22 protein-coding genes and 3 pseudogenes are annotated in these 23939 nt (G+C 55.7%); 13 read left to right on the forward strand and 12 right to left on the reverse strand.

Features of this window, described 5'->3' with window-relative positions:
• Positions 1 to 130 precede the first annotated feature (130 nt).
• The 4 genes from TU82_RS02175 (at position 131) to TU82_RS02190 (ending at position 3568) form a co-directional block, all read left to right on the forward strand.
• Positions 131 to 1585, forward strand: coding sequence for an MFS transporter (locus TU82_RS02175; protein WP_057721492.1), 1455 nt, complete (start codon positions 131 to 133; stop codon positions 1583 to 1585).
• A gap of 81 nt (positions 1586 to 1666) precedes the next feature.
• Positions 1667 to 2386, forward strand: coding sequence for a hypothetical protein (locus TU82_RS02180; RefSeq protein ID WP_057721493.1), 720 nt, complete (start codon positions 1667 to 1669; stop codon positions 2384 to 2386).
• 63 nt (positions 2387 to 2449) lie between these two features.
• Positions 2450 to 3034: a hypothetical protein gene (locus TU82_RS02185; protein WP_057721494.1), complete on the forward strand. Its 585-nt coding sequence runs from the start codon at positions 2450 to 2452 to the stop codon at positions 3032 to 3034.
• A 300-nt stretch (positions 3035 to 3334) separates the two neighbouring features.
• Positions 3335 to 3568, forward strand: a complete 234-nt coding sequence (locus tag TU82_RS02190) for a hypothetical protein (RefSeq protein ID WP_057721495.1) — start codon at positions 3335 to 3337, stop codon at positions 3566 to 3568.
• A gap of 60 nt (positions 3569 to 3628) precedes the next feature.
• Here TU82_RS02190 and TU82_RS02195 read toward each other — a convergent pair whose 3' ends face one another.
• The 6 genes and pseudogenes from TU82_RS02195 to TU82_RS29425 form a co-directional block, all read right to left on the reverse strand.
• A complete protein-coding gene (locus TU82_RS02195) occupies positions 3629 to 4351 on the reverse strand; it encodes a hypothetical protein (RefSeq protein ID WP_057721496.1) in 723 nt (240 codons plus the stop codon).
• A gap of 207 nt (positions 4352 to 4558) precedes the next feature.
• Positions 4559 to 5218: a hypothetical protein gene (locus TU82_RS02200; protein ID WP_057721497.1), complete on the reverse strand. Its 660-nt coding sequence runs from the start codon at positions 5216 to 5218 to the stop codon at positions 4559 to 4561.
• 135 nt (positions 5219 to 5353) lie between these two features.
• Positions 5354 to 6322 (reverse strand): tetratricopeptide repeat protein, encoded by a 969-nt coding sequence (locus TU82_RS02205; protein WP_057721498.1) that lies wholly within the window; start codon positions 6320 to 6322, stop codon positions 5354 to 5356.
• A gap of 159 nt (positions 6323 to 6481) precedes the next feature.
• Positions 6482 to 7177, reverse strand: coding sequence for a DUF1963 domain-containing protein (locus TU82_RS02210; protein ID WP_057721499.1), 696 nt, complete (start codon positions 7175 to 7177; stop codon positions 6482 to 6484).
• Between the two features lie 30 nt (positions 7178 to 7207).
• A complete protein-coding gene (locus tag TU82_RS29420; RefSeq protein WP_428838878.1) occupies positions 7208 to 7921 on the reverse strand; it encodes a methyl-accepting chemotaxis protein in 714 nt (237 codons plus the stop codon).
• Between the two features lie 219 nt (positions 7922 to 8140).
• A pseudogene (locus TU82_RS29425) lies at positions 8141 to 8947 on the reverse strand (hypothetical protein); the annotation flags it as partial.
• Between the two features lie 272 nt (positions 8948 to 9219).
• Here TU82_RS29425 and TU82_RS28560 point away from each other — a divergent pair.
• From TU82_RS28560 to TU82_RS02240, 5 genes and pseudogenes are all read left to right on the forward strand, one after another.
• Positions 9220 to 10122, forward strand: a complete 903-nt coding sequence (locus TU82_RS28560) for a hypothetical protein (protein WP_057721501.1) — start codon at positions 9220 to 9222, stop codon at positions 10120 to 10122.
• Positions 10123 to 10290: 168 nt separating this feature from the next.
• Positions 10291 to 11715: a hypothetical protein gene (locus tag TU82_RS28565; protein ID WP_072024045.1), complete on the forward strand. Its 1425-nt coding sequence runs from the start codon at positions 10291 to 10293 to the stop codon at positions 11713 to 11715.
• 249 nt (positions 11716 to 11964) lie between these two features.
• Positions 11965 to 13000, forward strand: a pseudogene (locus TU82_RS02230) (GGDEF domain-containing response regulator).
• Between the two features lie 446 nt (positions 13001 to 13446).
• A complete protein-coding gene (locus tag TU82_RS02235) occupies positions 13447 to 14310 on the forward strand; it encodes a hypothetical protein (RefSeq protein WP_057721503.1) in 864 nt (287 codons plus the stop codon).
• A 2-nt stretch (positions 14311 to 14312) separates the two neighbouring features.
• Positions 14313 to 16526, forward strand: a complete 2214-nt coding sequence (locus TU82_RS02240; protein ID WP_057721504.1) for a UvrD-helicase domain-containing protein — start codon at positions 14313 to 14315, stop codon at positions 16524 to 16526.
• Positions 16527 to 16613: 87 nt separating this feature from the next.
• Here the strand turns inward: TU82_RS02240 and TU82_RS27515 are convergent.
• The 5 genes and pseudogenes from TU82_RS27515 to TU82_RS02260 all read right to left on the reverse strand — a co-directional run.
• Positions 16614 to 16763 (reverse strand): annotated as a pseudogene (locus TU82_RS27515) (HU family DNA-binding protein); the annotation flags it as partial.
• Positions 16764 to 17139: 376 nt separating this feature from the next.
• Positions 17140 to 17607, reverse strand: coding sequence for a metallophosphoesterase family protein (locus TU82_RS02245; RefSeq protein WP_057721505.1), 468 nt, complete (start codon positions 17605 to 17607; stop codon positions 17140 to 17142).
• Positions 17608 to 17923: 316 nt separating this feature from the next.
• Complete coding sequence (locus TU82_RS02250; protein WP_057721506.1) at positions 17924 to 18529, reverse strand: hypothetical protein; 606 nt, start codon at positions 18527 to 18529, stop codon at positions 17924 to 17926.
• Between the two features lie 328 nt (positions 18530 to 18857).
• Positions 18858 to 19070, reverse strand: a complete 213-nt coding sequence (locus TU82_RS02255; RefSeq protein WP_057721507.1) for a DUF6124 family protein — start codon at positions 19068 to 19070, stop codon at positions 18858 to 18860.
• Between the two features lie 355 nt (positions 19071 to 19425).
• Positions 19426 to 19782, reverse strand: coding sequence for a hypothetical protein (locus TU82_RS02260; protein WP_057721508.1), 357 nt, complete (start codon positions 19780 to 19782; stop codon positions 19426 to 19428).
• A 123-nt stretch (positions 19783 to 19905) separates the two neighbouring features.
• On the opposite strand from TU82_RS02260, the gene TU82_RS02265 reads away from it, so the two are divergent.
• A complete protein-coding gene (locus TU82_RS02265; RefSeq protein ID WP_057721509.1) occupies positions 19906 to 20469 on the forward strand; it encodes a nucleotidyltransferase family protein in 564 nt (187 codons plus the stop codon).
• Between the two features lie 115 nt (positions 20470 to 20584).
• On the opposite strand, the gene chrA is transcribed toward TU82_RS02265, so the two are convergent.
• Positions 20585 to 21763 (reverse strand): chromate efflux transporter, encoded by a 1179-nt coding sequence (chrA, locus tag TU82_RS02270; RefSeq protein ID WP_156421626.1) that lies wholly within the window; start codon positions 21761 to 21763, stop codon positions 20585 to 20587.
• 191 nt (positions 21764 to 21954) lie between these two features.
• Between chrA and tspO the strand changes: the two genes are divergently transcribed.
• The 3 genes from tspO to TU82_RS02285 are packed head-to-tail and all read left to right on the forward strand — an operon-like array spanning position 21955 to position 23603.
• On the forward strand, positions 21955 to 22395 hold the full coding sequence (gene tspO / locus TU82_RS02275; RefSeq protein WP_057721511.1) for a tryptophan-rich sensory protein TspO: 441 nt from the start codon (positions 21955 to 21957) through the stop codon (positions 22393 to 22395).
• The gene (locus TU82_RS02280; protein ID WP_057721512.1) at positions 22395 to 23348 is read left to right on the forward strand and encodes an alpha/beta hydrolase; all 954 of its coding nucleotides are present in this window, start codon (positions 22395 to 22397) and stop codon (positions 23346 to 23348) included. The genes tspO and TU82_RS02280 overlap by 1 nt, the downstream gene beginning before the upstream one ends.
• A 30-nt stretch (positions 23349 to 23378) precedes the next feature.
• On the forward strand, positions 23379 to 23603 hold the full coding sequence (locus TU82_RS02285) for a hypothetical protein (protein WP_057721513.1): 225 nt from the start codon (positions 23379 to 23381) through the stop codon (positions 23601 to 23603).
• Positions 23604 to 23939 lie beyond the last annotated feature (336 nt).

Here is a 23939-nt window from a genome sequence, read left to right on the forward strand (position 1 = left end):
AGTGGGTTCCTTGCCGGGGCCTGATAGTGCGACTGCGCCAACCGCCCCTTCGTTCAGCGCAACGGCGTTGAACTCCCTCTCAACAGATTCACTCATAACTGACGAGGCACTGCACATGACGGATGTGACAATGACCCAACCACACTCAAATACCCCTGGCGCGCTGTTCGAAACCGACCTGCCCGCACGCCTGGATCGCTTGCCCTGGGGCCGCTTCCATACCTTGCTGGTGTTCGCCCTGGGCATCACCTGGCTGCTCGACGGCCTGGAAGTGACCCTGGCCGGTTCGGTGTCCGGCGCGCTGAAAAGCAGCACCGGCCTGAACTTCAGCAACGTCGACATCGGCCTCGCCGGTGGCGTCTACATCGCCGGCGCGGTGCTGGGTGCGCTGTTGTTCGGTTGGCTCACCGACCGTCTGGGCCGGCGCAAACTGTTCTTCATCACCCTGTGGCTCTATGTGGGCGCCACCGCCGCCACGGCGTTTTCCTTCAACCTGGAAAGCTTTCTGCTGTTCCGCTTCCTCACCGGCATGGGCATCGGCGGCGAATACACGGCGATCAACTCGACCATCCAGGAGTTCACCCCGGCGCGTTATCGCGGCTGGGTCGACCTGACCATCAACGGCACCTTCTGGCTGGGCGCCGCCCTCGGTGCCGGCGGCGCCATTGTGCTGCTCGACCCGCAGATCGTCGGCGGCGACCTCGGCTGGCGCCTGTGCTTCGGCATCGGTGCCGCGCTGGGCCTGCTCATCCTGGTGATGCGCCTGTGGCTGCCGGAGAGTCCGCGCTGGTTGCTGATCCACGGCCAGCATGCCGAAGCACAGCGCATCGTCGACGGCATCGAAGCGCGCCTGCGCGAACAGGGCCATGCGCTGGCACCCGTCACCAGCCCGCCGCTGCGCCTGCACGCCCGCGACCACACGCCATTGGCGGAAATCTTCCACACCCTGTTCGTCAGCTTTCGCCGCCGCGCCCTGGTCGGCATGACCCTGCTCACCGCCCAGGCATTCTTCTACAACGCGATCTTTTTCACCTACGCGCTGGTGCTCACCGACTTCTATCAGGTACCCGCCGAGCGTGTCGGCTGGTACGTGCTGCCCCTCGCCCTCGGCAACTTCTGCGGGCCGCTGCTGCTCGGGCGCCTGTTCGACGTGATCGGCCGGCGCGTGATGATCAGCTTTACCTACGGCACCTCCGGCGTGCTGCTGGCGCTCAGCGGCTACGCCTTCCAGCAAGGCTGGTTCGACGTGACCCAGCAAGCCATCGCGTGGATGGTGATTTTCTTCTTCGCCTCGGCGGCGGCGAGCTCGGCGTACCTGACCGTGGCCGAGACCTTTCCCCTGGAGATACGCGCGCTGGCGATTGCGGTGTTTTACGCGTTCGGCACGGGGCTGGGCGGGATCATCGGGCCGACGTTGTTTGGCGAATTGATCCAGACGCAGCAGCGTAGCAGCCTGTTGATCGGCTACCTGATCGGCGCGGCGCTGATGCTCATCGCCGCGGTGGTGCAGGCGATCTGGGGCGTTGCGGCTGAACGCAAGTCCCTGGAACGGGTGGCGCGGCCGTTGTCGCAGGCGGTTGAATGAGGGGAGGGCCCGAGTTGATCTAAAGATCGAGCCCTCTACGTCGATAACCTCAATGAACCCGCCAATCATGGACCGATTGAAATGTCATTCTCCGTCAGCGCTGCCCACAGAGCCCCTGCCAATACCCGCCTTGCGCTTTCCGAGCAGACACTCACGCCCCAGGCGCCGCCCGAGGCCGCCAGCCAAGCCTTGGCAAACGCCGGCCCGGCGGCCGTCTACCATCCCAGCGAAGCCACCCAAACCCTGCGCGAACCCGTGCAGGTGATCGACACCTGGGTCGGCCGATCTCAATCGCCGGAGTATCCTCGCTTTGTCGAGCGCTTCCACGGGGCACAAGCGCTGCTGAAAAGCGCCTTCACCACATTCGAATCATCGTTGGCGAGCACCGCCCCCGACCTGGCCGGAACCGATTACGGCTTTACCGTCGAAGCCGACGGCCGCCTGAAAGTGCTCGACAAGGCCGGTCAGCTAAGCGAAGCGAATATCCAGCGCCTCACCGATCTGCTCAACGGCTCTGCCGCCCTGAAAACCGCCGCCGTGGCCTACCGCAACGCCACCATCGACATGACGGACGCCAGCTCGCCCTGGTCCGGCAGTGTCATGGGCTACTACAGCGTGACCAACGAAAACTTCGCCAAATCCATCGACCTGGCGCCGATGCTCAGAACCTATGACCCGTCGGATATGACGGACATCAAGGACCGGTTTTTGGTGACCCAGTTGGCGTACAAGGGGGAGCGGGCGACGGAGGAGACGGAGCGGGCGATGTTTGAGCGGCGTGGGTGGAGTCTCGAAGACTGAGACAGGCACGATCAAAATGATTCCAGGTTTTACTTTTCTAAAGCTGATTTATTAAGGCGTGTCATGGTAATTGCAATTTGTATAACTGCTGTTGTTTTCGGTGTTTTCATAGTGCGCAAACTCTGCATGGGAAAATACTCCCACGTATCAGCAATTTCATCGTTGTTAACTTTTTTGGTTGCAGTGGCGGCGGCAGGTGTTGCTTATAATCAGCTGAATGAGTCAAGGGTTGCTGCCGCGAAGTCGATATACCGTGAGTATTTGAGTACGGCGTTATCCCATCCGCAGTTTTCGGCCGCCTCCTATCCGTTCAATGACCCTAAACTCTATAGCCTCAAGGCCGGCAAAGACCTTGAACAGTACGAAAACTATGTCGCTTATCTGATTTTCTCGGCAGAGGAGGTTCTTGAGGTTGACGACTTAAGGGCGCAGCGCGGGTGGTGTGAAACTATTCGAGATCAGTTCAAGTACCATGCGCTTTATCTGAACAGCCCTATGGCTAACGCTATGCAGTACTCCGGCGTTGTCGATAAGTTGGTCAGGGAAGGCATCAACATGTACCTGCTTGAAAAAGAAATTAATGCTTCAAATGGAAGTCCCGCGGCCGAGATAATGCTTGAGCAGCTGCGAAGTGATTGCCAGCCGTGACGCTGCGCTGGAGCATTTCAAGGGCCGAAAGCGACTAATGCCAGTCAGTTAAGCGAACACCGCCCTCTGTAGGAGCGAGCTTGCTCGCGAAAAACGTCAACGATAACGCGTGTTTCCTGAATGAACGCGGTGCCTGTGAGCTTTTCGCGAGCAAGAGCTAGGCGCCCCCCTTGCTCCTACGAAAAGCCTTAACTGACTGGTATTAACCGAAAGCGGCCCCTTTGCTTCGCCAGCCGGTTTACCATGCTCGCCCCGGCAGTGGTTACACGCGCTACCGACCTCATTCTTAAAGGTACCGCCATGTCCATCGACCAAATCTCCCTGCCCAAAGGCGTAGGCTCCCATGCCGCCAAACTCCTCGACGCCATCACCGGCGCGTCCACCCACGAAGAACTCAACCGCGCCGGCGGCAAGGCCGAAGGGTTCGTGCTGGGCCTGGAGTCCACCAAGGCCATCAAAAGCCAGATCGCCGAGTCGTTGTATGTGGCTTACGATGATGCGGCGAGCAATCGTGCCGGCGAGTTGAAGGGCTGAAGGTACGACGGTCCTGATGCCGGTTTTTTCCGCCATCAGGCCCCCAACTCAAGGCAACGCTCAGGTTGTTTGCCGATCCTTGCAGTCCACCGCCAGTTCGGTGAGGGCGATCATGCGCTCGTAGCGCACAATGATGAACTGCACATAGCAGCACATCACGAAGAAAAAGGTATTGGTCGCCGCTATCGCCAATAACCACTCCGTACGCTCGGCAATACCGACCCTGACCAACATATCGTTCAGGCTGGAAAGGGCGACGACCAACGCCAACAAGCCCGGGAGAATACCGACCTTCTCCAGCGCGCCAGTCACCATATGCGTGCGTTTTTCCAGGCTGTCGCGCTCGCTTTTAAGTTCCAGCGCACCCAGCTTCAGCGTCTCGCGCGAGAGGGTCGCCAGTTCCGGTAAATAACGGGCCTCCACCTGCATCAGAGTTTTGACGTTCAAGTCCAGCAGATTGGCGAAGGGCGCGGTGAACACTTTTTTCAGCGAGTCGCGGTAGAGCAATACCCCCAGCAGCGGATAGAAAAACATCGCCAGGTAAGATACCGCAATCAGTCCCGCACTTACGTTGTACAGCCAGTACGCGTGAGTCCATTTACCAATAATGGTCAGCGGTATGGCCAGAATCGACGGCCCGACCAGGGCGAACCAGAAGTAAGCCCTGTCCAGCCGAGCATCCTTGCCTGCTCGACTTTGTTGGCGTTTGCTGCGCAGCGCTTGTTTGTAGGTTCGCTCGATCTCGGCATTGATCTGCAGGTATTTTTCGATTTCGGCGGACATTGGTTTTCCTTCGTGCCTGCTTGGCGATAAGCGGTCGTGCTTCCGAATACCGGGGGCCGACTGTCATTATTCTGAGTGGTGGTGTGACCCCAATTTTACTCTTCGTCTTTGGCCGCTATCGTCCCAAACTGTCGTTCGTGAACTGCCGGGTTCAGTAAAAAAATAGTCTATTTGTAATTTCTGGAAGTTGGCAGTTTGATGTTCGCCTTATTTATAGGGTCTGGTGATGTTTAGAACCTCAGGTAAAAGTTGTATGTATATCAGGTTAAAAGCCTCATTGTATTCTAGGTCTAGGAGTGGGTGATTTACTCTCAAGGCTTTTTTTACCAGGTCTAGCATTGCGAGATAAACTTTAGGGATGTGCTCTGGAATGTTAAATGATTCATGTCTTTTATGAATAAAGGTGCGTAGCTCCCTATCATTTTCCATGGCGCACTCATCAACTAAAAATTTTGCAGATTCAGAAGTGTTCCTTTCTAGTTGACTTATGTTATGTTTGATAATATTAGCTAAGGCCCTGATAATTTGTAAGTCCTTAAGGTATATTACATCGTGATTGTTTTTTATGGGGTCGAACTTAAATTTTACGTATCTCTTCAGCTCAATGGTTATATCCTCGATAGCTTTGGATAGCGCCATAATAGAATTTTCATGTAGGGATTCGTAAAATTGATATGTTGCACTGCCGACCTCTTTCATTCGCTGCTTCAGTTCATATCTGTCCAGCTCGTTATTAGACCAATTCGTACTTGAAACCTCAGAGATTTTCTCCAGTGTGGCCAGATATGATAGGGCAATGCCGCCAAGTCTAGTGTTTATGCTGGTAAAGAAGGCGAGCGCTTCGATCTGGCTGTTAATATTGGTCATATTTAATGCTTGCTCATGGTTTGTAAGTTTGTTGTTGGCGTTAAGTGGGTTTGGAGTTGAATTCACTATTTCACGATTCTTACAAATCGGGAGGCGGAGTATCACTATTCAAATGTCGTCCAGCCCCAGGTTTCACTAGCCTTTCAGTGTTCGCAGTTTTTCTTCGAAGTAGCGGATTTGCGCAACATCTTCGGGGTCGACCTGCCTGAGTATTTGCAGCGCTTTTGTATAGGCCTCGCGCGCCTTGGCGGTGTCACCTTCAGCCTCGTAGACTCTTGCCAGGTTGAAATAGCGCAAAATCACCTTGGGGTGGTTCTCCCCGAACGTTACGCGGTCACTGTTCAGCGCCTTGGTCAGGTAGGCTAGCGCTTTGTCGTACTGGCCCAGGCCGCGATAGGCGTCGCCGAGGTTGTTCCAGCGGATGGCGACCGTCGGATGCCGTGGCCCGTGCAGGGCCATGTCGATGTCCAGTGCCTGTTGAAAAAGCGGCAGCGCGGCCTGGTGGTTGCCCTGGAGGTTATAGGCATTGCCCAGGTTGTTCAGTGACACGGCGACCGACGCGTCGTGGTCTCCCACTATTCGCTTTCTCAGCGCGAGATTTTTGCGCAGGTTTTCGAAGGCCTCTTCATATCGGCCCAATTTGCTCTGTGCGGTACCGATGTTGTTATAGGTATCGGCAATCAGCAGGTCATCTGCGCTCAGAACGGCGAGGCGCATTTTCAAGGCTTTTTCATAGTAGCCCAGGGCAATGTCCAGATTGCGTTGTCGTTCGTGCAAATAACCGAGGTTGTTCCAGTAGGTCGCCTGTTGTGCGATGGATACCTGACCATTCTGTTTAGCCGCCTCCAGTGCCTGGGTAACCAGGCGGATCGCGGTGCGGTCATCACCCAGCGCGGAGACTGCCAGCGCCTTGATATTCAACAGCTCGGGGTTGGCCGGATCGGTTTGAAGCACACGGTCCGCTTCCTCGATCGTCGCCTGGTATTGGTGCGCCTCGAAAAGGCTTACCGCTTTGTCGCTCGTAGCCCCTGTGGCGGCTTCGGCGCAACACATCATGACGAGCAGTGACCACGGTAATAGAGCTTTCAGTCCATGAAGATGCATGAGGGGCCTTTCAACGATCCGTTATTTGCAGTGATGCTAAGGCGCTCATGGTTTACAGACAAATTTAAATGTCTGGTTTTGGAACGGCGCAGCTACATTTGGGGAAATTGGCTCTGCTTCATGCGTGCGCGGGGACATGCGCTTGCGCCTCTTCAAACCTCAGTAAAAATCATAATAAAACGCCCATTCCCCAGTCTCGACGTGCTTCCAGAACATCAGGCTCCCATTGTCGACCACATTCAGATTGATCTTCGCATCCGACGAAATCTGGAAGACAAACTCAAAGCCTTCGCCCGGATCCACCCCTGACTGGCAAAACGACGGATAGCCGCCGATTTTGTGTTCGTAGGTGTGCGTGACGAGGTCGTAGTAGCTCTGTAGTTCGCCTGCGCGTTGCAGCTCGAGTATCGCCTGCTCAACATCAGCCGGTACGCCGCCACCATCCCACAGTGGAAAATCATCCGGCACGACCTGGGCGTTCAGCGCGAAGGCTTTGAGAAACGCACCCTCCACCGGCAGCACCTTGCGCACCAACACATCCTGTGGCCCGTATTCGCGGATCACCCAGTTGTCACCCATGGGCTCAAAAGGTTCGGGAAACGGGCTTGAAATAAAGACCGTCAGCACACGTACCCCCGTCAGTAACGGGCTGATGAAGGGCAGGGCGGGCAGGTAGAACTGGGCATAGGGCAGCAACGGCTGCCCGGCCTGATTGACCGGCACGCCTTCATCGGGACGGAACAGGAAGACATTACCCAGCCAGCTTTCTTCGTCAGTACCGAGAGGGCGGAAGCCCCCGGCGATAAGTTTCAGTGTGGGGCGGGCCAGGTGGTGTTTGATTTGGTGGAGGTCCATGGCGGAGGCATCCTTGCTATCAGCTATTAGCTAGGCACTCAAGCGTGCCGTCACTTCGTTCAACTGCCCGGACAACCCATGAAGGTTGTGGCTTGCCGCTTCGGTGCGCTGCACATTATCCAGGTTGGTACTGGCAATCGAAGTGATTTCGGTGAGGTTGCGCGAGATATCTTCGGCCACAGAGGTTTGCTCTTCGGCGGCGGTCGCAATCTGACGGTTCATGTCGCGAATGGCTTCCACCGCTTGGGTGATGCGCTCCAGCATAGCGCCGGCCTGATTCACTTGCGCGACACTTTCTTCACTGCGCGTCTGGCCGCTTTCAATCGCCTTGGCCGCGTCCTCCGCGCCGGTTTGCACGGTCTGGATGATCTGATTGATCTCGATGATCGATGTCGCGGTACGCTGAGCCAGGCTGCGCACCTCGTCTGCGACTACCGCAAAACCGCGTCCGGCGTCGCCTGCACGGGCCGCTTCGATCGCCGCGTTCAGTGCCAGCAAATTCGTCTGCTCGGCGATGCCGCGAATGACCTCCAGCACCTTGCTGATGCGGCCACTGTCGGTTTCCAGGCGACGAATCACGGTGGCGGTGTTGACGATCTCGCCACGCATTTGGGTGATGGTGTGAATGGTGTTGCTCATGACTTTTTCGCCCTGCTGCGCGGACTGGTCGGCATCATCGGCCGCCCGTGCGGCATCGGCCGCATGACGCGCCACTTCCTGGGCGGTAGCGGACATTTCGTTCATCGCCGTCGCCACTTGGTCGGTACGGTTGAACTGCTCATTGGTGCCGCTGGCGATGAGGCCGGCGATGGCGCTCAACTCGCCACTGGCGCTGTCCAGGTCATTGGCGCTGCGCTGCAGGCGGCTGAAGGTTTCGGCGAGAAAGTCGCGCAAGGTGTTGGCGGCCACCGCAAGTTTGCCTAACTCGTCTTCACGGGCGCTGGCCACGCGTTCGGCAAATTTACCTCGGCTCAATTGCTCCACGTAGTCGATCAGCTTGCGGATGGGGGCAACCAGGTTGCGGTTGATCAACCAAAGGCTCAACAGGCCGATCAACAGCCCCGAAGCGAGCATCACGACAGTGCCCACCATCACCGTGCGCGCGGCTGCGGCGTTGATCAGCATCGATTGCTCGGTGCCCTGCTTGCGCAGTTCGCTGACCAGTTCGCTCATCTGATCGCTGGTGGCGCGGTCCACACCTTTGACCGCAGCGTCGCCTGCGGCGGGGTCTGCACCGGCGGCGATATAGGCATCGCGACCTTTCTGGTAACCGCTGCCCAACTGACGGTGTTCGTCACGCAGGCGTTCAATGCGGGCCTTGAGTTGGCCGTCCAGGCCTTTCTGGCCGGCCAGCTCGCCGAGGATCCCCTGCACGTCGCGCTGACGGTCTTCGAATTGCTTCCAGTACTTATCCAGATCTGCCGGCTGCTTGCCCCGCAGCAATACGTTTTTCCACTCCTGAACCTGCACCTTGAATTGCAGGTTGGCCTCATCGATCAATTGCGAAGTATGCAGCGGGCCTTCGATCAGGTTGGCGTAGTTTTGCACGCCGTTGGACAGGAAATGAAAGCAGGCCAAGGCAATCAGCAATATCGCCAGCAGGCTGGCGCTCAGCAGCGTGAGGATTTGGCCTCTCAGGGATTTTTGCAGCATGGGTTGGTACTCATGACAGGATTGAGGTGCGCCGGGTTGGGCGTGAAAGACGTCCAAACTTCCCTGTCTGTGGTTTCGGTTGGCGGCTGTGGCCGCGCAAGCTATTAGCCTTGTCATCGGCGGGTTAGAGCGGTTCTTGAGTGGGGGGCGACCAGCGGTGTTGTGAGTTTTTGTTGTCTTTCCCCTACGGATATCCTGTTGTTTGGAGTAGAGATGAAGGGCGGCTTTCGGCCGAAAGCAGTCATTCGACAAAGGGATGGCACTTTGATATCTTTCGGTTGAGTCATTCTGAATCGAGAACTTCCATTTAAGAGAGATTCAATACTGAATCAAAACGCATAACTACCGAACCTAGTGCTTACAACAATGTGGAAAGGAGCTTAAGTATCATGGTCGTTAATGTTCCCGAGTCAGGCGATTTCTACCAGTCAGGAAAAGAGCTTTTCAACTTCGCATGGGATGCCCTGTCAAGTCTGCTTATCGAGCTAGATCAAGCTGACTATTACGGCTTCGACAAAAACGAGGTCTCGGAGAAGTATTGGGCAGGTGCCCAACGTACGCTGACTACGTCATTAGCCATCGTGCAACAAGGCGTCGAATTTGTCCTTAAAGGAAAAATTGCGGCGATTTCACCATATCTATTGATTTCAGACCCCCCATCGCGATGGCCTTCCAGTGAAGTGGGGAAATCGATTGACTTTTCTCAGTTTAGAACTGTAGATGCCCAGGACCTGATTAGAATCCACGATACATTTTCCCCTGTTCCCCTTAGTTCAACATTCGCAGCAAGGTTTCACTCGCTTCGTGAACGTCGCAACGTCATCATCCACTCCGTCGGAAAAAGTAACGCAGTCCAAGTTGCAGAAGTCATCGAAGCGGTTTTGTACATGCACAAGTCACTTTTCCCCGCCGAAACATGGGCCTGGAATCGTAGGAATTTTCTTGAGAACTCGCCGGACTCTGAGCTCGGCGGCGGAGAGTTCGCAATCAATCGAACATGCTGGGAGTTTTCTATAGTCAAAAGTATCCTCAAAAGAGCGGATATTTTAGATTACATGGGTATCGATGCAAAACAAAGGGCTTACCTCTGTCCCGAGTGCCTAGCAGGCGCAAACACTGATGCAGGTTTTGAGTTCAAACTTGCAAACCTTCGCCCAAAGAGCTCTAGTGCAACGCTTCTATATTGCCCCGTATGTAATGTTGAACACGATGTTAGGCGGGAGGACTGCAAAGATGGCTGTCCAGGAAATGTCATATCTGAGGGTGATACTTGTCTCACCTGCGGGAATTAGGCAAGTCATCAATCTTGCTGCTGATCATTCACATAATGTTAGCCCTCCAGCTAGTCTGTTTAGCTGGCATGCCAGGCTACAATCATCACTGACTGAGAAGTTGAACTATTGGCATCAGGGGTGTTCGCTAGCTCCTAGACATTTATCAGAAAATGGACTTTATTATTGATGAGCATCGAAAAGCACACTCTGGCCCTGTCAGCTTTCAGTATTCCATTAGAGTCAGAGGATGATATTCAGTTTAGCTTTTTGAATGTAATAGCTGAGACATTAAAATCATCCAACCCCGAAGGGCAAGTTTTACTGTGCATAAAAATATACGAAAAAATTGAGTCCTTTGACTCCGCGCATGAAAGCGCTCGGTATAGCAGGCCTCAACTTTTAGTTGCGCTGGGTATATTGAGTTTCGTTTCTGGAAGAGACTTTACTATATGTGACATTATAGCTTCACACTCGTCCGTGGTAGTGGAGCATGTTTTTTTTGAACAAATAGAAACACGCTGCCATCTTTATGGTTGTGACCACTCAACGGATCTAAAGGCTATTTGCCACACCATCAATAGCGAAACAAGCTCGCAGAATACTCTACTTTTTTCGCTCTTGGATAGATGGAGAAAGGCACAGCATCAATTATTAGAAAGCGAAGGGCAAGGACTTTTTGAGGATGAGTCAATATTGTCTTTTTTTCACGTATTAGAACTATTGGTGGGTGAGTATCAGACTAAGCAAATAACTGAGGCCGAAAGAAAAATCTCATCATTTTTAATCGATTTAATAGGCGATACATTTAAAAATAGAGGGTCTTCATTGGATGAGAAAGTCAGAGAAAAGACACGTACAATGAAGGATGTTTTGCTTGGTGGTGACTTGCTGTCTGTGGGATCAAGGATAAATTACATGCTTGAGCAGCAGGGCTTGCTGGATGATCGCGTTCAACATTTGATTAGAGAATTAATTTTTGCGAGAAACTCAATTGCCCATGGACGTCAGGTTTTCAGGGAAAGCTTGATCTGGCCATTACCACCGTATTTCATGCTTCACTCAAATCATTTTAATCTGGGCATTTTCATTAGGGTGCTAACTGCAAAAGTTATTGCCACTCACTACCAACTAGAGCTTTGGAGTGATGAGTGGAATAAAACCCTTTTAACTCTTTCGCCATCAATTGATATAATTAAAAACTTCATAAGCTGTAAAAGCTACGCACACTTAACAACTGAACAGTTTTGCTCTGGTGAAGTTGATTCAGTAACTCCCTCATCAATTGTGGAAGCATATATTAAAAGAAAAATTAAGCTTTCAGATGTTGAAAGGTCACTGGAAGGGCATATTGAAAACATAACAATTGATAAGGCGATGCTGGGAGCCGGTGACTCAATATATATTATGATCTTTTTGGCGGATGTCGAGAATCCTGAGTTATCTGAATTCTGCAAAACCAATATTCAAAAAAGTTATGATGGCCGAACTTTTGACGGATCAAACATCAAAGACTACCTGCGATTCCTTGAGTTTTATGATATTAAACCTCGCTGGTTTAGAGAGTGGATAGTTGGCGGTATGGAATATGGTCTCGACAAACCCGGTACCTGACAATCTTCTAACAGCATGCATCACCCGCCGAGTGAAATGTGAGCAGATCAATCTTCTATGACCAACCCTCTTCAAAGGGTCGTTGCTGTTCTTCGCGACAGCCAGATATCGGCCAAACAGCCGATCGCGACCGCCTGTTTTTTAGCCATAAGCGGATCTTCAAAAAATCTACTAAACTGTTGTCAATTCATAGCGAGTGAACGGTAAATCGTTTTCAGGCAGGCTGTGAAATATCAAGCGAGGCGAGACATGGATGAAATACCTGCTCAACTGTTATTGAATACCGACATCAACACCGTCATCGTTCTGGTAGTTGATGATCAACCAATGATTGGCGAGGCCGTACGCCGTAACCTAGCAGGTGAAAACAATATAGAGTTTCATTACTGCGCTGACGCGATGCAGACCGTTATTGAAGCCGAGAAAATAAAACCCACAGTGATTCTTCAAGATTTAGTCATGCCAGGCGTTGACGGTTTTTCACTAATAAACGATTATAAAAAGAACCAGAATACTCGAAATATACCTATAATTGCCTTGTCCACTAAAGAGGATTCAATAGTAAAAAAGTCGCGCCTTTGAAGTTGGTTATAGCGACTATATAGTTAAATTGCCGGACCCCATAGAACTTACGGCTCGGCTTCGATATCATTCCCGATCTTTTAATGCCACAACACAACTAGATCAAGCATATCGCGCCTTAAGAGTTAGTCAGCAGCAGCTTTTAGACACAAATCTATTTTTGCAACGCGCTAACAATAAGTTGCAACGGCTAATACATTCTGATGGCATGACTGGACTGTCAAATCGTAGGCATTTTGACGAATTCTTAGAGACCGAATGGCGGCGCGTCGGCAATGAACATTTAGAGATATCTTTATTGATGATTGACGTCGACTTCTTCAAGCTGTTCAACGATCGTTTTGGGCATTTGGGTGGCGACGAGGCACTAAAAAGTGTTGCATCTGCAGTGCGGGATACGATTGCCAATGAGAATTATTTGCCCGCACGATACGGGGGAGAAGAATTCGCAGCGATCTTGCCAGGAGCGTCGTCAGATGAGGCCAAATTCATTGCGGAAAAACTACGTAAAAATGTGGAGTTACTAAATATACCGCACTGCTCACCAAATGCTGATTCGGTAGTTACAGTTAGCATTGGTCTGGCTACTTTCGCACCGATAGGTTCGGAAAGCAGCAAACTGCTGATCGAGCTTGCTGACAAGGCGCTATATCTGGCAAAGGGCCGTGGCCGTAACCAAGTTGCCATTTATAGGGAAAAGTGAATTCGAGACTTTATATAAGCGTACGAATGGCCGTTTTCTGCCGAAATTGGCGACGTTGGGTGCCTAGTCAAGCTCGACGCAATCGGTGGTCAGTAGAAATGCAAAACGCTGGTCAGCTCGAATGTAAGTAGTTGTTCCAGTAGGGTGCAATTTCGCACTAACCCAATGAGTGGAACTGTGCCTTCAATTTTCCTAGAACTGGTTTTAAGTGAAGTCGTTCGGGCAACCGAGAAGGTTGGGGAACGGTCTGTGCAGGCCCTGTAGTTCAGCCATGAGCATGCGGATAGCGGCGGCGACCTGATGAAGCGTCAGGACTAGCCGAGCCAATCTCGGCGCGCGGTTTGCCAACTCTTGAGTTCGCAGTCTGGCCGGAATGCAAGGCGATTTGCCAGCATCTAGCATAGCTTGTCAAAATGGATCATTGATGCTTTCGGAGGCGCGTTTACATGCTGGGTTTTTTCACGCAGATCGAAGACACGGAGGAGGTGCGCCAAGGCGACGTCATCCGCAAGGTGAATCCCACGAACGGGGAGACCGAGACGCTGGGGATCGTGATAACGGCCGATTGCGACATTGCTCAGCGCAAGGCGGGTAACCGCTATACGTGGCTGGAAATTGTTCCCATGACAGCCTATGTGGAAGGTCCCTGGGCTCAAGAGCAGCTGCGAAAGCTCTCGGAAAAGCGTTCCAAAGGAGTACTGGAATATCTCAATGGCCAGATCCGCAAGCGGGATCTTGGTCTTACAGCGGTGACGCATGAGAATCTGGTGCTATGGCTGCGCAGTAAGTCGGCCGAAGAAATCTTGGCGAGCGTCACCGGCAAATCCCCTGCCGCAGATGACAAGCAGCTACGCAGCCTACAGGCCTTCGCGCTAACGGTGAACTCCGACGAAACCCAGACCGCTTTCAGCCGGTTGAAAGGCGCCTGGAACCTCTACGGTACAGACGAAAAAACCCAACAGGACAACGTACGAGATGCCTTCAAGGACAGCGGTGGCTTTCAGGATTATTTCGTGCTCCCGGAGCTGCCTCGACAGAGCGGTCTGGGTTTTGTGGTTATGCTTCGTTCTATGTGGTCCATTATGGCCTCAGACTTGTACTTCACCGAGCAGGATGCGCGCATCCATGACCACCCGGACGCATTCCATCGCGTAGGGCGTCTCAACGATGGCATACGTTTCTCGATCACACAAAAGCTCGCATTCCTGTTTTCCCGTATCGGTATGCCTACGACCTTCGAATCCGCCTGCGAGACGGCGACTGAGCTTACGGTCGAAGAATTCTTCAAGAAAAAACTCCAGGAGGCATGACGATGACGACGACCGTATCCGCTCTTGTCGTTGACCAGAGGGCGATCAGCATTCTGGACCGGGCGTTCGTAGAGGATGCTTGGCTGCAAAAGTTCGAAGTACCAGAGAACTCTGATGGGCTTCGCCGTGTGGAGGCGAATGGTATCGTCTACCTGCTTTCGGAAAATGCCGAACTCGAAGACGGCTACCTGGTGATCAACACTGGTGTTTTCGGGCCTGCTGCAGGCCTTGCTAGGCTACGCACCGCCTTTGAGCGAGTGATCCGTGTCGCGTTGCGCCACTTCGATCGCAACATAGCTATCCCTATCCAGTGGCAGCCTTATCACGCAGGGCCTCGACTTTCAGTTTTCGCACAGGCTTCCCGAGCCGCCCTGCAGCGAATTTACTTTGATCAATCGCCGGATGGCACCGGCAATCTCTACGCATTTGCTGTTACTAGCAACCCTGCTGATTTGGATGGAGTGCCAGAGGACGATGCGCTGTATCAGCGCGCAATTGAAGGTATCCCAGATGCCCTACTGGCCGACGCGCCCTCGCCTCCCCAAGTTGGTAACTTCGGGGTCCTACTGTCGGAGACCCTGGGCGTCCGGCTGGCAAGTGCGGGAACACTGGAGGAATGGTATCTGCATCGTTTGAACCGTGAGCAACGCGAATTCGTCGATCGACCGCATGACCGGCCGGTACGATTGCGTGGTGCAGCCGGTACCGGCAAGACACAATCGATGGTGGTGAAGTGCCTGCGCGATCTTTACTCTGACACAGAGGGCAATAAAACCTTCGCTTTCCTGACCCATAGCTCGGCATTGGCCCACACAGTCGTGCGTGGCATGCTCCACGCACTTGACCCCACCGAACGCTGGACATCGTTGAAGTGCTCTTGCGAGCAGCCCAGACTTTGGATCGGTACGATCTACGAGCTTGCACAGGAGAAGTTAGGTTACGAGAAAAAGGGCCTGAGGCCCTTGTCGCTGGACGGTCGTGAAGGGCGCGAATTCCAGCGGATGCTCATTGAGCAGGCCATCGACCAGGTCGTGAAAGATGCTCGTATTGTGTTTGACCTGTTCCCCGGCTGTCCTGACTTCCAGGCGCGTTTGGTGAATCATGCAACCGACGCCACGCTCATTGACGAACTCATGAATGAGTTCGGCTGTGTGCTTGACCTGGAGTCGATCAAGAAGGACACCACCGAAGGCAACCGTTATGCGCGTGGGGGCTCCAGGGAGCTCTGGCAGATGGTTTTGCCCACCGAAGCCCACCGGCGCGTGGTGCTGGAGATTCATGACATCTACCGGGCGCTACTGCGTACTGAGCAGATGCTGAGCATGGACCAGATGATCGCCGACTTCGATCGGTACATTGGTACCCATGAATGGGGGGCGCTGCGGGAGCGCGATGGCTTTGATCTGGTGTTCGTCGACGAATATCACTACTTTACCCGCGCCGAGGCAATGTTGCTGCACAACCTGTTCAAGACGCGGGCGCAGATTTCCGGCCGATGGCCCTTACTCATGGCCTACGACATAAAGCAGGCCACAAACGACATCGCCATCAGTGGTGGAATGGAGAGGTTCCGCAACCCGGGCGTTGGGGAGTCCGTATTGACTGAGCTTAAGCAGGTCTACCGTTCAACGCCGCAGATCACCGCGCTCCTGCGCGACCTGGACGCCGCTTTCCCAGCCATGGATTTGGAGGGCGAGTACGCGACTTACGTGGCCGAGTCGCAGCAGGAAAATGGCGAAACTCCGAGCCTAACCATATACGACACCGATATCAACTTGATTGACGGCGTCCTTGACCAGGCCATCCGCAGAGGGCGTAGCATTGATAGTGGCGGTAGCCAGGTGGCAGTGCTCTGTCTGAATGAGGCGCTATTCGACAAGATTCGTGTTGCCGGGAGGGTACGGGAAAGAGTCGTGGCGATAACCACCCGCGAAGACCTCAAGGAGTTACGCAACGCCAAGAACAAGTGCGTCTTCAGCATGCCAGAATTTGTGGCAGGGTTGCAGTTCGACACTGTATTTCTCATCCATTCGGATAGCGCGGACTATGACGAAGACCAAGGCCAGGGCTCGCGCCGCCGTTACGTTTCACGCGTCTACCTCGGAGCCAGCCGGGCAGCGCGCCAGGTCCTGATATCGAGCTCCAAGGAGCACGGTGGGCCCAGCCAACTTTTAGCTGCCCCGCTGGCCAACGGAACGTTGCAGCGCGTTAACTGACGTTCCTCGGGTCGGTACATCGCTGACAAGCAAAAGGGCCCGCTCGGGCCCTTTTGTTTTTCTCGCGCGGTGTTGCAGTAAGTTCACCTAGTCCTTGAAATTTTTCCGGGCCTGAACGAGGGGGACATTGGCGGCCGGGATCTTGATCGTTTTACCGGTTTGTGGGTTGCGATCGATCCTGGCCGATCGCGCACGCACTGAGAAGATGCCGAAGCCAACCAGCGGAACGTCATTCCCACGCTATCACGCGACCGGCTTCGGACTGACTCATGCTGGTGCGTTCGGCGACGTCGTTAATAACCAACTTTCCGTAAACACCATAGTGGGCTCGCTTGTAAACTATTCCAGAGGCCTGCTTGTCACTCCGTAAGTGGCGGGAAGCGGTCGCTCTTGAACGGCTGCTTCTGGCCGATAGCTGCCAGTCACCCAGCAGCTTCTGCCAACGCTCATTTCCTCTGAGAAATAAATGAGTTCCCTTTTGTGCCCCTTACCGCTTCGAAACCGGGTGGCGCCAGGTGATTAAACACCGCCTCCTACAAAACGCAGCCGCAACTGTTGGCGCTGCAGATCATGCGTGGATTCCCTGTTATGGATCGCGGTAACCGTAGCGATTTCAGGCGGGGGGATCCAGCAGGAAAATCAGGCGCGGCTCGATGCTGTCGGGTTGTATCTCGAGAATTGCCAGCGTGACCGGCAATTTGAAACGCCGAGGGCCGGCGCTACCAGGGTTCACGTATAGACGATCGCCGCGCCATTCTATGCGCGGTTTGTGGGAATGGCCGGTGATGATGAGCTTTATGTCTGGATCTACATCGGCGGGGACGTCGGCGATGTCGTGGATAAGGAGAGTATGCCAGCCGTTAAGAGTGCAGGTCAGAAGGTCGGGGAGGTCTTTGGCCCATGGACTGGTGAGATCATTGTTGCCGCGCACGGCGTGGACGGGAGCAATTTTGGACAACTGGACGAGGATGTCCGGGTTGCCGATGTCGCCGGCGTGGATGATCAGGTCACAGCCTTGGAGCGCGCCGATGGCTTCGGAGCGGAGAAGATTGTGAGTGTCGGATATTAGGGCGGTTTTCATGGGCCAATTCTCCGTGGACGTTTCGGGTAGGAGTGACTGTTTTCGACCCAGAGCAGCCGGTGATGGCATGCATAAAATAACCGAAAGTTACCAGTCAGTAGCTTATCCCGACGGTAGCCGATAATCCCTTCTCATCACATTTGCGATATGAACGGAGCCATCTTGCGGGCTGATGGTGAGCGCGGGACTCAATGTCTTGCGGCCTATTTCATTGTGTCTATCACTGCCGGCGCTCTACACGCCCGGCGCATCGAGCCTGCGTTGAGCTACTTGCGCTGCAACTGCTGCCGGATTGTTTCATTCGAAAGGTCAGGACTTAGGATGCGGTTGAGCGATTCTTTCCCTGAGTACATGGATTAAAAATCTCCCGAATACTCTCGCTTGTGCCTACATAGGCTTTGGTACCTGGTACCGCCACAGCCGAGTAATTCTTGCGATCGGTGACCCGAATAAAATTGCCTTGCGCAGCCGTGAAGCTCTCAGTGCTCGGCGGCACCAACACGCTCAGGAACTGGGCTTTCTTGTCGAGGGCCAAGGCACCTCTTACGGTAATGGGCGCCAGCATGGCTGCCCAATGTTCACTGAACAGGTAGAAGGTATCGGCTGCGTCTCTGCCACTTTGCAGGTGGGCACACTGCACATCACTTGCTTTGATGACTTCAGCTTGCTGGTAAATACCGCCCTTATACAGGGCCAGCACTAGCTTGTTCTTCGTCAGCACACCCAAGCCTTGCGTGGCTCTACACACGTGCAAATCACCATAGGGAAATAAGCACCAGTTGGTTTCGGTGATGGTGACGATTTCGTCTGCGCTGAGCTTCAGGTCGCGTTCAATATTGGCGCGGTCTTGCGGGGTTTCGTAAGGGATGGCGCATGCACTCAATAGCGCTGCGAGAGTCAGGGCGAGTAGTGGGGTTCTCATCAAGCGTCCTTTGCTGCTGGAAATTACATGTCAATGACGAATATTTTTACGGATATACAGATCGCGCTGAGTTTAAAGCGCTGTTGGAGAATCTGCTAAAACTCTTCGTTTGAATTTCTCGATACCTAGCGTGCGAATGAGGTCCTTTTTTTGCCAGATGCCACGTCATGCGTTGGCGTCAAAAAGCAGTTATCGTGAGAATTGCTCTCGGCCGAAAACTGCGCAGTTGCGTCATTCGAACCAGCCATCAAAAGCAAATCGCCAAGTCGTCGTACGTGCGTACAACGACGCGGCGATTAAAGGGGCTTTCGCGTCGGGTGCTTGAAGATCAGCCAGCGCACGGCACTTCGCGGTCAAGCAGTCTGGCGGTGAGCAGTACGCCCAGTTCGCTCAGTTGGTGGATCGCCAGGGCGATGTCGCGGTGTTTGCCGTTGAGGTCTTCGGACAGGTCGAGTAGCAGGGTGCTGACGCTGGTGAAGGTTTCGTAGCTGTTGGTGATGAGGGTTTCGTGGGTGGCGTTGGAGGCGACGGTGAATAGCATGTTTGAATTCCTGAGTGTGGCTACCGCCCTTTAGCTACTAAACAGAAGGGTGGCAGCTGTGCGCAGGTTAGTAGACCGGGGAATCCAAACGAAAGCCGGCGCACCCGAAGGTGCCCTGCGCACAGCCACCATCAAGTACAGACAGGAATGTCTGATTGATGCAGCTCATGCACTTTTGTTTGGATAAACCTTCAGGCTACTAAACCCGATCGCCGAGACATTCAGCGACCGAGCCACCTTAATAACGGCCATCCCAGCGCACAAGCTGGCGGATTCTGACCCATGCGTAGGCAAGGGAGCAAGGCGTTGCAGGGGGTTGGGATTTTTCCTGCGGGCTTCGGCGCGTCTGGTCGGGTCAGTGGCGCGCCAGCCGCGCACGCCAGTCGCCCGCGTGTTGCAGGCGGCAGTCTTCTTCGCAATCAAAGTGCACGCAGCGCTCCATCGGCAGGGGCGGCACGTCCGCTTCGTGCAGAGCCGTGGCGGTCAGTTCGCGCATGCGTTGATCGGCACCGCAACTGAGGGCAAGTGCCTTGTTGGCGCGGGTGTCGAATACCCAGGTCACGCGCAGGCTTTGCGGGAAGGCGCTGTAGTCGACGGTGTGGGTCAGCCAGTCGAAGCCTAAGATTTCGGCTTTGGCGGTTTCGCAGGCGTCGGTGAGGGCGGCGGTCAGTTGGCGTTCGAGGCGGGCGCAGTCGCGTTTGGTCAGCGGCATCGGGGCTCCGGTTGTGCGTGGGGGCTTGCGTGCATCATACCGGCAGTCGCGTTTCGAGCGGTGTCACCGTTCACCGTGCTGTTGTAGAGTCGAGCGCACCGCACTGATTACCCAGGAATCTTCATGACATTGACCGTCAATACCTTCCTCGACCTGGCCATGGCCAACCCCGTCAACGTTGAGATCACCGCGCGCTTGCCGGCCTTGGAGGTGGCGCAGTGCATGCTGACGGCGGGCTGTCTGTTCCAGGCGGTGTGGAATCATCAGGCGCAGCGGCCGGCGGAGGCGGGGGTGAAGGACTATGACGTGTTTTACTTCGATGAGGACCTGTCCTACGCGGCGGAGGATGCGGTGATTCGAAGAGCCGAGGCGTTGTTCAAGGACCTGGGCGTCAGCGTGGAGGTCAAGAACCAGGCGCGCGTTCATCTCTGGTATGGGCAGCGCTTTGGCCGGCCATACCCGCAGTTGCAGTCGGCCCGGCAGGGGGTGGACCGGTATCTGGTGGCGGGTACGTGCATCGCTTTGGACATTGCCACCGGTGAGGTGTACGCGCCCTATGGGTTGGCGGATGTGGAGCAGGGGCTGCTGCGGATCAATCCGCTGCATCCGGAGCCGCAATTGTTTGCTGAAAAGGCCAGAAGTTATCAGGTGCGCTGGCCTTGGCTCAGGATTGTGGAGCCGGACTGAGACCAGGGCGATGCGCGGGCTGCGGTTTGAAGGGCGACCGAGGCGATCCCATCGCAGCCTCGCTGGGGCTCGACAGCTCCCACCTTTGATCTCAGCCGCCTCCCAGGTTCAGCAGCTATCCGATTACGGCACTTGCTGCGACTACCAGCCACGGTGGCAGCTTCCAGACCATCAACGCCGCGAGGGCGAGCAGGGCGAAGGCGAGGTCGTAGAGGGTGAAAATTGCGCTGGTCCACACCGGTTGATACAGCGCCGCCAGTAACAGGCCCACCACCGCTGCGTTCACGCCGGCCAGTGCGGCTTGCGTGCGCGGGCTTCGGCGCAGGCTGGCCCAGAAGGGCAGTGCGCCGAAGATCAGCAGAAACGACGGCGCGAAGATCGCCAGCAGGGCGATCAGGCCGCCCAACCAGCCGGTCGGGGCGTGGCTCATCGAGGCGCCAAGGAACGCGGCGAAGGTGAACAATGGGCCGGGCACGGCTTGGGTGGCGCCGTAGCCGGCGAGGAACAGGTCGTTGCTTACCCAGTGCGTGGGCACCACTTGGGCTTGCAGCAACGGCAACACCACGTGACCGCCGCCGAAGACCAGTGAGCCGGTGCGGTAGAAAGCATCGACCAGGGCGAGCGTGGGGTGGGTGACCCAGTCGGCAAGGATCGGCAAGCCCACCAGCAACAGCAGGAACAGCGCCAGCCACAGCGTTGCGGTGCGGCGGCTGATGGCGATGGGCAGCGCGTCGGGCTCTGGGTGGGTCTCGGGCTTGAACAGCAGCAGGCCGGCCACGCCTGCTGTGGCGATGACCGCGACCTGACTCCAGGCGGACGGTTCCAGCAGCACCAGGGCGGTAGCGCCCAGCATCAGTGTGATCCGCGCCCAGCCGCGACACAGGTTGCGCGCCATGCCCCACACGGCCTGCGCCACCACCGCCACGGCGACCACTTTAAGGCCATGCAGCACGCCATTCGGAAGGGCGGCGCCATAACGCGACAGGCCCAGGGCAAACAGGATCAGGGCGATGGCCGACGGCAAGGTGAACCCGGCCCAGGCTGCCGCCGCGCCAGCATATCCTGCGCGCGACAGGCCCAAAGCGATGCCGACCTGGCTGCTGGCCGGGCCGGGCAGGAATTGGCACAGGGCGACCAGTTCGGCGTAGCTGCGCTCGCTGAGCCAACGCCGGCGGGTGACGAACTCTTCGCGAAAATAGCCCAGGTGCGCAATCGGCCCGCCAAAGGAGGTGAGGCCCAGGCGCAGGAAGATCAGGAACACAGACCAGGGCGTGCTGCGGTGAGTGGAAGCCAAGAGGGGGCGCTCTGATGAGGTGGTTGAACTGGGCAACGTGCGGTGGTGTGGCCACCTTACCCATTTTTCATGACGCGCAGAAGAGATGGCCTGGCTGTCATTTTTGCCGCGTATAGGGAATTTATGCGCGCCCGTTCGAGTCACTGAAAAACACAGTGTTGCTTTCCACCATTGCCCCTCAAGGACCGACCATGACCTTTTTCATCTTCCTGCTCGCCTGCGCCGCCGCCGCCAGTACCGGCGTGATCTTCAAACCCGGCGCCTGGTACGAATCCCTGGTCAAGCCCAGCTTCACCCCGCCCAATTGGCTGTTCCCGGTGGCGTGGACCATTATCTACCTGCTGCTGGCTTGGGCCGGTTACCGCTTGAGCCTGATCCCCGGCAGCGAGCTGGTGCTGGCGCTGTGGGCGGCGCAGATTGCGTTGAACACGCTGTGGACACCGGTGTTCTTCGGCGCGCACCGCTTGCTCGCCGGGATGGTGATCATTGTGTTGTTGTGGCTGACCGTGGCGGCGATGGTGGTGCTGGCGGTGCGCCTGGACCTGATTACCGGCTTGATCCTGTTTCCTTACCTGGCGTGGCTGTGTGTGGCGGCGGCGTTGAATTTCTCGATTCTGCGGAATAACCGTTGATGGCTTACCAACTCTGGCCCGCCAGCGAGGCCGAACTGGCCCAGATGCGCCGTTTCAATCAGAAGCTTTCGTGGATGCCGCGCTTTAAAGTCCGCAACCGCGTCACCCCGCGTGTGATCCAGGCACTGCTGCGCACCGGTCAGCGGTTCAAGAAGGCCCCTGTGGTGGAATGCAGGCTGGTCGGCGGTGTGCCGGTGCGCATCATGCGGCCCGACGGTGCGCCCAAAGGCGTGGTGCTGGATATCCACGGCGGCGGCTGGGTGATCGGCAACGCGCAGATGAATGACGACCTCAACCTGGGCATGGTGCGTGCCTGCGGCGTGGCGGTGGTGTCGGTGGACTACCGGCTGGCGGTCAACACCCCGGTCGAAGGCCTGCTGGAAGACTGCCTGAGCGCTGCGCGCTGGCTGTTGACGGACTGCACGGAGTTTGCCGGGTTGCCGGTGTTTTTTGTCGGCGAGTCGGCCGGCGGGCACCTGGCGGCGGCGACCTTGCTGGCGTTGAAGCAATGGCCGGCGTTGCTCGAACGCGTCGCTGGCGCGGTGTTGTACTACGGGGTCTACGACTTGACCGGCACGCCAAGCGTGCGCGCGGCCGGGCCACAGACGCTGTTGCTGGACGGGCCGGGCATGGTCGCGGCGCTGCGCTTGCTCACGCCGGGCATCAGCGACGAAGCGCGTCGACAGCCGCCGCTGTCACCCTTGTATGGTGACTTTTCCGGCCTGCCGCCGGCGTTGATGTTTGTGGGCGAGTTGGACCCGCTCAAGGACGACACGCTGCTGATGGCCGAGCGATGGGGCGGGGTAGAAGCGCACTTGTTGCCGGAGTCGGCCCATGGGTTCATTCATTTTCCGCTGGCGATGGCGGACAGCGTGTTGGCGTACAGTCGTGCCTGGATCACGCAGCACCTGCATCGAGTGGGAACTACAAAGCTGATCGCTGAGTCAGGTTAATCAGTTGTTTCCCATTACAAGGATGCCCGCATGCCTGTTTACACCTTGAACTACCGGTTCAATGACGAACCGCGCACTCATACATTCGACCTCAAGCAGTCCGGATTGCCTGTGCATGAAGCGGCGATGCATTTGCTGCAGTTGCACTTTGGCGATGCGGAAAACGGCTTGATCCTGCCTGCTGCGGATGCGACGCCGGAGGAAATCCTCGAGCAGGCGCGGGTGGTGGGAATCACCCATATCAAGGTGGTATGAGCCCACCAATCCGGTAGGGCAGGCGACACCGATGCGCTGGCCTCTGGTGTTCCAATGTGGGAGGGGGCTTACCCCCGATAGCGGTGGGTCAGTGACTGATGCTTTTACTGACACGCCCTCATCGGGGGCAAGCCCCCTCCCACAGTTGGATCACTGCGCGCCGTCGAACGGGTCCGTCAGGTAACGTCTCTGCGCGCCCAATCCGGTAGGCTAGACGACACCCATGCACCGGCCTCTGATGATCAAAGGTGGGAGGGGCCCCCTCCCACATTTGGATCACTGCGCGTCGTCGAGCGGGTTCGTCAGGTAAGGTCTCTGCGCGCTCAGTGCGGCGGG

Source organism: Pseudomonas orientalis (genome assembly GCF_001439815.1).
GTDB classification, from domain to species: Bacteria; Pseudomonadota; Gammaproteobacteria; order Pseudomonadales; family Pseudomonadaceae; genus Aquipseudomonas; species Aquipseudomonas orientalis.